Raw genomic sequence first — 12,455 nt, 5'->3', positions numbered from 1 at the left:
GTTTTATTCCATGTTTCGAACACAAAGATAACAAAACATTTTCCTTCATTATTTGATTTTATAGATTATGAAATTAACTGTCGAAACTCCAATTAACCGTTCTGCTGAAGAAGTATGGAATGGTTTTACAGAAAAATTATTTTTAAAATTGAGTCCTCCTTTTCCAAAATTAAAACTTAATCGTTTTGATGGCTGCAAAGTAGGTGATGAAGTACATTTAGAATTAGATTTTGGGATTTATAGCTCAAAATGGACTTCTTATATTATCGAACAAGCAAATACAGAAAGTGAAATTTATTTTATAGATACAGCCGAAAAAGATTTGCCTTTTCCTCTCAAAAAGTGGAAACATCATCACAGAATCAAAAAAGTAGATGAAAATAATTGCATTATTATCGATGATATAGATTATTATACTTCTTCAAAAGCATTAGATGCTATTATTTACCCTGCTATGTGGGCGCAATTTGCATACAGAAGTCCTGTTTATAAGAAGTTTTTTAAAGGAGAAAATTCGTAGTTTTGTGTTTTATTTGTAATTGGTAGGTCAAAAGGCTTGCCTTTGACTTTTTAAGTAGTGTTTTTCTAGTTTAGAAAAATCAAAATACAGTCAAAGGCAAGCCTTTAACCTACATATATTTCGTAATTTTTAATTCGTAATTATTTTAATATGTGTACGCTTACTTTCGTTCCCTTAGAAAACAAAAATTTCATTCTCACTTCTAGCCGAGATGAACAAAAAACTCGTAAAAATTCTGAATTACCTTCTTTTACAGAGATAAATAATACAAAAATTCTCCGTCCTGTGGATGGCGACGCTGGGGGTTCGTGGATTGGAATTACTGATAAAGGACGTACACTTTGTCTTCTGAATGGTGCTTTTCAAAAACATACTAGAAATACACCGTATCGAAAAAGTAGAGGAATTATTTTGATGGAACTTTTATCTTCCAACTCTGAAAGTGAAATTGAAAGCTATAATTTTGATAAAATAGAATCATTTACACTTATTTGGATAGAAAAGAAAGTGAGTTCTGTTTCGCTCACAGAATACCGTTGGGTAGAAGAGGAAAACAAATTACACACAAAAATCATAGATTCAAAATTCGCTTATATTTGGTCTTCTGCAACACTTTATACTTCTGAAATAGCCGAAAAACGAGAAGAATGGTTTGAAGAATGGACAGAATTTTATCTCAAAAAGGGACAAAGTTTGGATACCATTTCTCAAATTTTATGGCATTTTCATGTCAAAGGAGGAGAAAAACAAAATGCTTCGCCTAGAGAACAAATTTTGATGGACGACCCACACGGAGGAACAGTTAGTTTGACACAAATTATTTCTCATTTTGGCTCACAGGCTATCAAAAACAAACTTTCTATGAAACATTATAATTTGAATACCTTGAAAAATAGTGTGGATGAGGTTATTGTGAAGTAAGTTTCTACCAAACCTCTTCATTTTCTTCTTGCATTCCTTCTCTATATTTATTGAAAATAGTTGATTTAGAAACAAACCCTAGATACTTTCCATTTTTTATAACAGGCAAATTCCACGCTCCACTCGTTTCAAATTTTTTCATTACGGTATCCATTGTCTCACCATATTCTACCATTTCAGAAGGACGTTGCATTAAATCACGCAGAGTAATAGTGTCGTACTTTTCAGATTCAAACATCAATTTTCTAACATCATTGAGTTGAATCATTCCTACAAATTCTTTTTCTTCATTTAAGACAGGAAATAAATTACGATGACTAAGTTTGATTACATTTACAAGGTCTTGCAACGTTCCTTTTTCTGGAACAGGTTTAAAATCTTTTTCTATTAATTTATTGATTTTTAGCTTACTAAGTACTTTTTTGTCTTGGTCGCCTTTTATAATATCTCCTTTTTCTACAAGTTCACGAATATAAGGCGAATGAGGCTCAAAATAAGTAACTGTAATATAAGTAACTGCCGAAGTAAGCATCAAAGGAACAAATAACTCGTAGCTACCTGTCAGTTCGGCAATCAAAAATATGGCTGCCAAAGGTGCATACTGAACACCACATATAGCTGCACACATTCCAAAAAGAATAAAATTACTTTCAGATAAATTTTCCCAACCAATAATATTAATTATTCTAGCAAAAGTAAAACCCAAAACTCCTCCCAAAAATAGCGAAGGTGCAAAAGTACCACCACTTCCACCTGCTGCAATCGTGATAGCAGAAGCAACACATTTGAATAAAAGCATTACCAAAACATAACCTAAAAACAGATATTCAGGAGGTAATTCTTTAAAAATAATATTATTTGCAAAAATTATGATTTCACTACCACTCAAGAGAGATTTTAAAAGCATTGTTCCCTCTCCATAAACAGGAGGAAAAACGACAATCAAAGCAGAAAGAAAAAGCCCTCCAATAAGTGCTTTTAAATAGGGATTTGGAATTTTATTGGCTAATTGATTTATTTTTTTGACAACCTCCATAAAATAAAGAGATAAAAATCCACAAGCAATTCCCAAAACAATACAATAGGGAACATCAATCGTTTGAAAGGCATCTTTTAGTTTGAAAGTAAAAAGAGCATCATCACCACCCAAGACCAAAGCAGTAAGTTTGGCAGCCACAGAAGCAAGAAGAATAGGGACAATATTAGCAATACTAACATCAAATAAAATAACTTCGGCTGCAAAAATAACTCCTCCAATGGGTGCATCAAAAATAGCTGCAATCGTACCAGCTACCCCACAAGCAATCAATAAAATACGTTTTTTTTTGGCAAAAAGCATCGCACTACTCACATTTGAACCGATAGCACCACCCGACATCACAATAGGAGCTTCCAAACCTGCCGAACCACCAAAACCAACCGTAAAAATTGCTCCTAGCATGCGAGAATAAATATTACTAAAATCTATCTTTCCATCTTTTTTAGAAATAGAATAAAGAATATCTGTAAAACCATGTCCAAAATCAGTTTTGAATACTACATTAGATAAAAAAGCAGTAATCAGCAGTCCGATAGTCGGATAAAAAAGCAGACCATAGTTATAATTTTCAGAAAATTGACTAGAAGAAGCCAAATAATGTTCTACCCAAAGTACTGTTGTGCGTAAAAACATGGCAGCCATACCAGCCAAAATTCCTATAAAAATACTAACAACAAGTAAAAAGTTTTTATCAGAAAGATATTCACTTTTCCAAATCAAAAAACGAATAATATTTCCGTTTAGCTGTTTTGAATAGTGAGTAAATGAGGTATGTAGTTTGTCAGAATAAGTTTCGAAAAAATTAGGCAAAATTAGCGTAGGTTTCTAAGGTAATTGTCTGCTTTTGAGAAATAGACGATTTATTAATGTAATTTTAATAAATTATTTAGTTTAGCAAAAATAAGCTAAATATACTATACTTGTAGTCAATTAGTAATTAATAAATTAAAAATTATGAAAATAATATTTTAGAATCTAACTACTTATTTTTTATTCTCTATAAAATTTCAATTCTATGAAAAAAAATTACCTTATCTATTTATTTTTAGTTCTATCTCTATGTTTCTCTTGTGGAATGAATAAAGACGAAAAAGTAAATGATGCTTTTTTGAAAGATAGCTCACAATACGAACAAACCAAATTATTAAAACAATCTAATAAAAAAAGTGTAGAAATTGATACAGCTATGAATAATATAAACTCAGAAGATCCAGCCATTCCTATTTTTGATGATGAAGATTAATCAAATTAAAGCCTTAAAAAATCATTTTTTAAGGTTTTAATTTTGTGTCTGTGTCAGTTTTTCTTCTTCCCCAACAACTCATCCTATTTCCCTCTCCAATAAAGCTAACTTTTCTTTTAGTTTGAGTAGATACTATTGTAATTATAAAAAACCATTCCTATCTCGTCAGCATATGCTGACAAAAGAGCAAGTACAAGATAGAATCTTGCACTAGAAATTTATGATAAAAACACCTTCCAAAAAGCCGTCAAAAGCAATAAAGCAAGAGAAAAAGGAAGTAAATATTTCCAACACATGGTCATCAGTTGGTCGACACGTAAACGAGGAAAACTCCACCGAATCCACATCTGAATCAGCATAAAAACAATAGTTTTGCTCATCAACCAAAAGAAAGACCAAACAAAACTAGAGAAATGTCCTAACTCTCCACTTGTATAATTCGCTAACTCAAAACTTCCAATATTCGGAAAAGGCGTATTCCAACCTCCAAAAAACAAAATACTGGTCAGAAGTCCTATCAAAAGCATCATTCCATATTCTGAAAGCATCAAAAACGCCCAACGCATGCCTGAATATTCTGTTTGAAAACCTGCCACAAGTTCTGATTCTGCTTCTGGAATATCAAAAGGTGTTCGGTTGGCTTGTGCAAGACCAGAAATAAAGAAAATTAGAAAGACAATAAAGAAAAAAGGCATAGAAATAATATTCCAAGACAAAATTCCTCCTATATTTTGTGTTTCAATATTTAGAAATGAAATTCCGAATAAATACGTCGTTTTGTCTGTAAAAATGCCTTGCACTTGACTCATTTCCTGTAAATCTAAAGAGCCATTCCAAACCACGACACACAAAATAGAAAGCCCTAAAGGAAGTTCGTACGAAACCATTTGAGCCAACGAACGAACAGCACCATACAAAGAAAATTTATTGCTAGAAGCCCAACCAGCCATCAAAATTCCGATAACGTCTAAAGCTACAATTCCGAGCCAAATCAAAACACCCAATGGCATATTATTTTCAGAATTTGCAGAAAAAGGAACAATAGCAAAGCCTGCAAAAACAGCTATAAAAACCAAAATAGGGGCAAATTTGAATAAAAAATGATTTGTAGAAGCTGGAATAATATCCTCCTTGAAAAGTAACTTTACTACATCTGCAAAAGTCTGTAAAAGTCCAAACCTTCCTGTTTCAGTTGGACCAATACGGTCTTGAATAAATGCAGAAACTTTGCGTTCGACATAAACTCCGACAAGCGTATTAAATAAAATTAAAGAAAGTGTAAAAAATATTATGAAAATAATAGCCATACTATTATATTTGATAGTAAGATGTAGAAAATGAATTATTTTATCTATATTTAGGTCAGAATGATTTTTATTAAAATTTTATTTTCAAAACCTGTTATTTATCAAAATTAAATTTTATTTATTCGTTTTTTAAAGAAATGATACTATCTTAGTAATTCACTTATAAAATTATCAATTCTAAATTTTAGTTTTCCCTTAGGAACAGAAATTAATTAAGATATACATCTTCAAATGCAAACGGTTGATAATCAATGTATTGTATTCGTAATCCGTAATCTTTAATTCGTAATCGTTCCTTACTTATTTTAAGTAATTACAAAATTACACACAAACCTCAAAAAATCTTTATTTTATGAACAAAAGATACCGTTTATTTGCGTTCGCCTTCGTATTTTGCTTTTTTCTTTTTGGAAACTCCTTCTTTGCAAAAGCACAAGTAGATACAGGCGATGTTATCGAAACTGATGAAGAAGAGTTTAGTATGGATGGCTTTGAAGAAGCCGATGATACAGTCATCAAAAAATATTGTAACAACAAAATTACCAATCTAAACCCAACTACACTTATTGGATTGAGTTATGATTTTATGTTTGGAGCAGAATTAGAATCTACAAACCCAGATGATAGTGATAGTACTTTTAGTTACAAATCTCCAATCAGTCTGAATCATGGTGTTCGTTTAGATGCTAATATTCCTTTAGTTTCAAAAAGCAATATTATTTTCAATGCTACTTTTTCGTACTGGGAAAGTCGTTATAATTTTAATGAAAATGATGTAAACCAAAATGATCCTCTTGCAAGATCATTAAGTAATAATGACCTTCGTACAGCTACTTTGGGAATTCTAGCTTTCAAACCTCTTGATGAAAAACATTTTCTTATCTTTCAAGCAGCTACTTCACTCAATGGTAATTATAGCATCGGAACATATGATGCTGGAGAGGTTGAACCCGATTTTGGCAAAATGAAATATACTGCTTCTTTACTTTATGGTTGGAAAAAAAGTGACAATCAAAATATAGCTGTTGGTATTACTCGTACTTATCGTGGTGGTCGTCTGCTTCATATTCCTATTTTCCTTTGGAACAAAACATTCAATGATAAATGGGGAATGGAATTATTACTACCTGCTCGTGGTGGTCTTCGTTATAATTTTTCTGCAAAATCTTCTCTTAACTTTGGTTATGAGTTGGAAGGACAAAGTTATCTTCTTCAAAACTCACCTGGTAATGACCTTTTTGCTACCAACAACTACGAATTAAGTAAGTCTGAAATTCGTGGTCGTATTATGCTCAATCAAGCACTTTCTAGCTTTATTCGTTTGAATATTCAAGCTGGTGTTGCTCCTGCTTATCGTTTTGATTTGGCAGATGATGCAAGTAGTGATGCAAATGATGTTTCATTAGGAAGTTTAGGTTTACCAATGTATTTCCGTATTGGACTTAATTTTGTAAGTCCTTAATTTACAAACGATAAGCTCTTAAAAAATTCTTCTTTTATACAAAAGGCATAGTTTTTGGATTTTCAACACATAAATAGTAAAACTATTACTTTATGTAGCAAAACAATCTTAAAATCAAGTTTGTAATAAACATCACAGAAGATTGATTTGTAATTTTATTAAAACCTATTCAGACAACACTTTAATTTTAAAATCTCATTATGAAAACACTTCATATCTTATTTGTAGCTCTTTTTGCATCTTTATTCGTTTTGACAAGTTGGACAGCAGCAGAGTATTACTCTCCAACTCAAGATAACCCTGGAGATATTTTGATTGGAAACTGGCAACCAAGCGACAAACGCTCAGTTATTCGTATCTCAAAAGGAGATGCTAGTAAAGGACAAGATGAAAATAAATACTATGGGCGTATTGTATGGCTTATAGAAAAAAACAACCCAGACGGAACTCCTCGTTTGGACATCAATAATCCAGATGCTTCAAAACATTCTAATAAAATATTAGGAATGACTAATATGAGAGATTTGGAGTTTACAGGTACTGCAAATGACCTCACTTGGGGAAATGGAAATATTTATGACCCAAAAAATGGTTCTGATTATAGCTTTGAAATGACAATGGACAAGAAGAACACAAACCTTGTCGACGGACGTGGTTATATTGGTGTATCTATGTTTGGTCGTACTGATACATGGAAACGTCTTACCAAAAAAGGAGAATAATTTTTATTTTTCTCTACTATAAATTTCACAAAAAACTCTTTCTATTTGCTTAGAAAGAGTTTTTTTGTGTATTGAATTATTTTTATTAGTAAACAAATAAAATTCATTAGAAAATGTAAAATGGCTGTTGATGAGAAGAGAGTGCGAGGATTGAGTAGGTAATTAAAATTGTTGTAAAAATAGGTTCTCTGACAATTTTTGCACTTTGTTCTAATTATGAGATATTTGAATGTTATTCATTTTGTTATATCTAGTGATTTTTATTTGTAGGGAAAAGGCATGCCTTTTCTTAAAATAACGTGAACTCGGTATTTAACTACTTGATATTTAGCGTTTTATACTGTTTTTTAAGAGTTTTTTATCAAAAAAGGCTCAAAAAGGTTATTTTTGAATAGCATTAATCAACTTTAACCCTTTTTCGCCTTATGAATGACAAAAATATAAAATTTGATGAAGACCAACTAATCGGTATTTTTTATTTAGTAGATGAGTTCTGTTTACAAGCTCAATCCTATGTTTCTAGCCATTGGGTAGGTAGCAAAAGTCAATCTTCTTCTCATTCTCCAACTCGTATTCCTGAATTAAGCGCAAGTGAAATGATGACTATTTTGATTTATTATAACTACTCTGGTTACAAGAATTTTCAATACTATTATCAACGTCTTGTTAGTACAGATTTACTACCTTATTTTCCTAAACTTTGCTCCTACAATCGTTTTTTAGAACTCATAGAAAGAGTGAGCCTTCCCATGTATGTGTTAGCTAAATTACTCTGTGCTAAAAGTCAAAAAACAGGAACTTATTTTGTAGATTCTAAGAAAATAGTAGTTTCTGATAATCGTCGTATTCACTCGCATAAAGTGTTTAAAGACCTTGCAAAACGAGGAAAAGGCTCAATGGGCTGGTTTTTTGGTTTTAAACTTCATTTAGTTATCAATCAATTAGGAGAGGTGATGGCATTTGAAATCACAGCAGCTAACAAGGCTGACAATAACCACAATCTATTGAAAAAATTACTCAATAACTTAGAAGGAAGTTGCTTCGGAGACAAAGGCTACTTGACAAAATTATGGCAAGAACTCTATGAAAATGGACTTAAATTAATTACTAAAGTCAAAAAGAACATGAAGAATCAACTTATTACGTTGAAAGAAAAATACACCCTCAGAAAAAGAGCAGTTATTGAATCTGTAAATGACATTCTGACTTCTGTTTTTGACATAGAACACTCTAGACACAGAAAACCAATAAATGCTTTTACACATATGTCGGCTACCATAGTTGCATATCATTTATATCCAGAAAAACCTAGAATTTTTGTACCCAACTAATACCGAGTTCACGTTAAAATAGGTGTTTATAGTTTAATTTGGGCTATAAAATTTCCTACTGGGTAGGAAAAGACGTGTCTTTTCCCTACAATTCTCAAAATATCAAATGATAGACGAAAACGAGTAGGTGCAAAAATTGTCAAAGAACCTAAAAATATTGACAACAGCTAAATCTTTCTTCATATTCATTATGTTGCTTTCTACTTTTGAGAAATATTCAATAATCTCTCAATTTCTCCTTTTTCCCAATCCCATAAATGAGTATCATTTTCATCTGCCCAAAACCCTTCGAACTCTTCAATCTTATCGACTTGCTCTATATATTCTGTTTTTGTAACTGTAAAATAAAAAAAATCATCCCAACTTATTGCAAATAAAATTGAATTATCTTTTGAATAAATGTAGTAATCCTTAAATGTTATTTTATTTATAAACTCTTTTTTAGTGATGTTTTTGATATTTAATGTTCGTTCGTTTTCATATAGTTCATCTATTACTATAATTTCATTTTTACCTAATTTTTTGAGAAGATTGAAAATTCCAATTTTAGTAAAAACATCAAATGCTCCCTCTACTGGTAGCCATAATTCGTTTTTTTCTGTGTATTCTTCTAAATTATTCAATAATTCAAGTCTTTCTAAACGCTTTTTATAAGAGCCTATCGATGTTTTTAATGATCGGTTAATCTCTTTATAGTCATGTAATTCAGTATTGTCAATTAAATTGTTCCATTTTATTACTTTTCCATAGGCTAATATTTCTTCGTCTGTTGGATAATTTTTATTGGATTCATAGATTTCTATATTATCACTTTTTATATTTTCAAATATTTTATCTGTTTCTTTGAGTTCTTCTAAAGTGATTTTGTCTTTTCCTCTTCTTGATAAAGTTTTTGAATTAGTTTCAATTTGAAAAAATGGCAGAAAACAAATTTTTACGGCATCAAAACATTCTTTGTAATGTTCTAAAATAGGAGTGTCTTCTTTAGGATATATTTTTCTATCGTCAATTATTTTCATTTCTAGTAAATTTTGAAAACAGTGTTTTTGTTTATCAAAAATATCTATTTTTTTACTCAAATAAAAAAATCAGACAATCCAACGACCATCTGATTTTTTCTGTCAATTTTCAAGAAAACTAAAACCTACATCGCAATAGCAAAGAAACCTCTTCTACCTGTTGGGTGGAAACCTTCAATCAAAACGCCTCCTGTTTTTCCTTCTAAAAGTCGGATTACATCAGCAGAGCTATCTACTTTTTCTTTGTCTATATGTGTAATAATAAATCCTTCTGGCACTTGTGCTTCCTTGAATTTTCCATCTTTGATAGAAGCTATTTTTACTCCTGTCGTACCTATTTTGGTAGCATCTTCTGGAGAAATATTCTGAACTTCGATTCCTAAGGATTCAATTTTCATCATTTTTCCTGCTTGATTCGTAACCAGTTCAGTTGTTCCTAGACGGTTTTTGAGTTCTACATTTGTGTTTCGTTCTTTTCCATTTCTAAGATAAACTACTTTTACTTTATCCCCTGGACGTTTACGTGCAATACGTTCTTGAAGCTGTGCAGAAGTATTTACTTGTACGTCATCTACTTCAATGATTACATCGCCTTTTTCCAAGCCTGCTTCTATTGCACCACTATTTTCAGTTACGCCAGCAACATAGATTCCACGAACAACAGATAAATTAAGCTCTTTAGAAAGTTCTGCTGTTACATCTCTGATTTGTACTCCTAAAAGTCCACGCTGAACAATTCCATGTTCTCTCAAGTCAGTTACTACTTTTTTTACAATTTCGGTAGGAACGGCAAATGAATATCCAGCAAAAGAACCTGTTGTAGAAGCAATCGCTGTATTAATTCCTACTAATTCTCCTTTTACATTTACCAATGCGCCACCACTATTACCAGGGTTTACGGCTGCATCAGTTTGTATAAATGCTTCAATTCCTAATCCATCTTGACGACGCAAAATATTGATATTTCTTGCTTTTGCACTCACAATTCCTGCTGTTACGGTAGAAGTAAGGTCAAAAGGATTTCCTACGGCAAGAACCCATTCTCCTACTTGCAAATCATCTGAATTTCCAAAAGAAACTGGACTTAATGTTTCGTCAGCATCAATTTTCAAAAGAGCCAAATCTGTACTTGGGTCTGTTCCGATAAGTTCTGCTGTATAGCTTTTTTGATTATTCATAACTACATCAATACGAGTTGCATTTTCTACAACGTGATTATTGGTTACGATATAACCATCTTCTTTAATAATTACTCCCGAACCCGAACCCATTCTAACTTCATTTTGGTTCTGATTTCTGTCAGGCATTTGCTGTCCAAAAAAATCTCTAAAAAGGTCTTCCATTGAATTTTGCTGACGATTACTCATCAAAGCAGGGTTTCCGAAAGTCTGAATATGTACAACGGCTGGTGTAGCTCGTTTGGCAGCTTCCACAAAATTTAAGTTTTGAGGAGAGAGGTTTGGACTTACTGGGTCTGGGTTTCCAAAACCTGTCTGTACAAATGGCTGATTTGTATTTTGAAAATTACTTTGACTTTGTGGTATAAAAAAGTTGTGGTAAACGCCTAAGGCAATTCCTGCTCCCAAAATAGCAGAAAACAAGACGGTAAAAAATAATCCTAATCGTTTCATATAATGATAAATTTAATTGATGATTTTATAATTGAAATAAAGTACAGTCTAATATTTTGTTTATAAACTGCCTTCTATAAATTTAGTTCTGAATTTTATGCTAGTGAGTTACTAATTTTACTGTTTTGATTGCTAAAGTCGTACTAATTCTCATTACTGTCAATCTGATTAACAATTTCTAAGAAAAGCTAATAAAAATAAAGAAAAAATAGCATCATTTTAAGATTGATTATAAAATGGAGTGTTAAAATGACTTTTTCATAATGTCGTTTTGTCAGTTTTGATAAAACCTTCAATTCTTTTACTAGACTTACGTAAATGCGTTTTTCATCTTACCAGTCTGCTCTAATGAAACAGGGTTTATTTCATCATTTAAGACCACCTAACAAAGCAGTAGCAAAAGAATAAGTTCATTTCAAAAACTGAAGTGCTTTTATTGTTACTGAAAGTAGATAATCAATATAAATATAATACAACTATTTAACCCCTAATATAATTTTGTTTTATTCTATGATTAGTATAAAAAGATAAATTTCTATTTTATTTAAAAAATCGCTTTTGTTCCACCATAATACTTTGTTTTTTAACTAAAAATCAAAGGCATCTCTAGTAATATTTTTATCAAAAAATTGACAAAAATTATGTTTTTTGTAAAAAATTCATAACTTTGCTGACTACTATTAACACTATTATCAGACACAAATAAACTACAAAAAACACTAATTAACAATGAATTACCTAGATTATCACTCAAAAATAACTTATTTAAAGGAAAACATTCAAAAAGGCAGAATATGTTCTTTATCAGAGGTCGCTACAAAATTTGAATGTTCAGAACGCACAGTAAAAAGAATGTTATCAAATTTAAGAGAACAAGGCTTTAATGTACAATATTGCAGAAAATTAAATAAATTTTTAGAGAAAAAAGAGTTGAGGACAGATAATGTCCTCTAACCAAATTATATTTGCAATAGCTAAAGTTAATTATGAGTACTCAAAACAAACTTTAGCAAACTTTAATTATTCACATTTAATTTTTTATACTATGAAAATTTCAAAATTGTCAAAAAAGTCATTTAAACATGATTTGTTAGCTGCTGCTGGTTGTTGCAACTGTTGTTGTAACTGTTGTTGTTGTTGGGGTGCTGAAGAAGCTGTTGTTGCTAAGTAACAACAAACCACAAGGACATAAAATCCACACAAGGGTTTGGTAAAATTTATTACCAAACCCTTCTAATTCTTTCACAACTAATAAAAATA

The 12,455-nt window shown here is 31.2% G+C and carries 11 protein-coding genes; 7 read left to right on the top strand and 4 right to left on the bottom strand.

All coding sequences use genetic code 11. From position 1 onward, the window contains the following. Positions 1-67: 67 nt before the first annotated feature. On the top strand, positions 68-520 hold the full coding sequence (locus tag ACE193_RS16675) for a hypothetical protein (RefSeq protein ID WP_375559357.1): 453 nt from the start codon (positions 68-70) through the stop codon (positions 518-520). Between the two features lie 150 nt (positions 521-670). Continuing rightward, on the top strand, positions 671-1,441 hold the full coding sequence (locus tag ACE193_RS16670) for an NRDE family protein (protein ID WP_375559356.1): 771 nt from the start codon (positions 671-673) through the stop codon (positions 1,439-1,441). Positions 1,442-1,445: 4 nt separating this feature from the next. On the opposite strand, the gene ACE193_RS16665 is transcribed toward ACE193_RS16670, so the two are convergent. Continuing rightward, a complete protein-coding gene (locus ACE193_RS16665) occupies positions 1,446-3,290 on the bottom strand; it encodes a chloride channel protein (RefSeq protein WP_375559355.1) in 1,845 nt (614 codons plus the stop codon). 205 nt (positions 3,291-3,495) lie between these two features. On the opposite strand from ACE193_RS16665, the gene ACE193_RS16660 reads away from it, so the two are divergent. After that, positions 3,496-3,723, top strand: coding sequence for a hypothetical protein (locus ACE193_RS16660; RefSeq protein ID WP_375559354.1), 228 nt, complete (start codon positions 3,496-3,498; stop codon positions 3,721-3,723). Between the two features lie 218 nt (positions 3,724-3,941). Here the strand turns inward: ACE193_RS16660 and nuoH are convergent, their stop codons facing one another. Next, entirely contained in the window at positions 3,942-5,030 is a 1,089-nt protein-coding gene (gene nuoH / locus ACE193_RS16655) for an NADH-quinone oxidoreductase subunit NuoH (protein ID WP_375559353.1), read from the bottom strand. Between the two features lie 352 nt (positions 5,031-5,382). Between nuoH and ACE193_RS16650 the strand changes: the two genes are divergently transcribed. The 3 genes from ACE193_RS16650 (at position 5,383) to ACE193_RS16640 (ending at position 8,545) form a co-directional block, all read left to right on the top strand. Next, positions 5,383-6,492, top strand: a complete 1,110-nt coding sequence (locus ACE193_RS16650) for a DUF6268 family outer membrane beta-barrel protein (protein WP_375559352.1) — start codon at positions 5,383-5,385, stop codon at positions 6,490-6,492. Between the two features lie 200 nt (positions 6,493-6,692). Further along, positions 6,693-7,214 carry a DUF2147 domain-containing protein gene (locus ACE193_RS16645; RefSeq protein WP_375559351.1) on the top strand — a complete coding sequence of 174 codons (522 nt, stop codon included), beginning with the start codon at positions 6,693-6,695 and terminating at the stop codon, positions 7,212-7,214. A 425-nt stretch (positions 7,215-7,639) separates the two neighbouring features. Beyond that, complete coding sequence (locus tag ACE193_RS16640) at positions 7,640-8,545, top strand: IS982 family transposase (RefSeq protein WP_375558897.1); 906 nt, start codon at positions 7,640-7,642, stop codon at positions 8,543-8,545. A 200-nt stretch (positions 8,546-8,745) separates the two neighbouring features. Here the strand turns inward: ACE193_RS16640 and ACE193_RS16635 are convergent, their stop codons facing one another. Both ACE193_RS16635 and ACE193_RS16630 read right to left on the bottom strand, forming a co-directional pair. Then, on the bottom strand, positions 8,746-9,564 hold the full coding sequence (locus ACE193_RS16635) for a DUF2711 family protein (RefSeq protein WP_375559350.1): 819 nt from the start codon (positions 9,562-9,564) through the stop codon (positions 8,746-8,748). A 125-nt stretch (positions 9,565-9,689) separates the two neighbouring features. Beyond that, positions 9,690-11,195, bottom strand: a complete 1,506-nt coding sequence (locus ACE193_RS16630; protein ID WP_375559349.1) for a Do family serine endopeptidase — start codon at positions 11,193-11,195, stop codon at positions 9,690-9,692. Between the two features lie 729 nt (positions 11,196-11,924). Between ACE193_RS16630 and ACE193_RS16625 the strand changes: the two genes are divergently transcribed. Beyond that, positions 11,925-12,149 carry a FeoC-like transcriptional regulator gene (locus ACE193_RS16625; RefSeq protein ID WP_375559348.1) on the top strand — a complete coding sequence of 75 codons (225 nt, stop codon included), beginning with the start codon at positions 11,925-11,927 and terminating at the stop codon, positions 12,147-12,149. The last annotated feature ends 306 nt before the right edge of the window (positions 12,150-12,455 follow it).

The organism is Bernardetia aquimarina (assembly GCF_042180575.1).
In the GTDB taxonomy this organism is placed as follows: Bacteria; Bacteroidota; Bacteroidia; order Cytophagales; family Bernardetiaceae; genus Bernardetia.
Note: the sequence above shows the minus strand (reverse complement) of the source record. Positions and strands in the feature narration are given on the sequence as shown.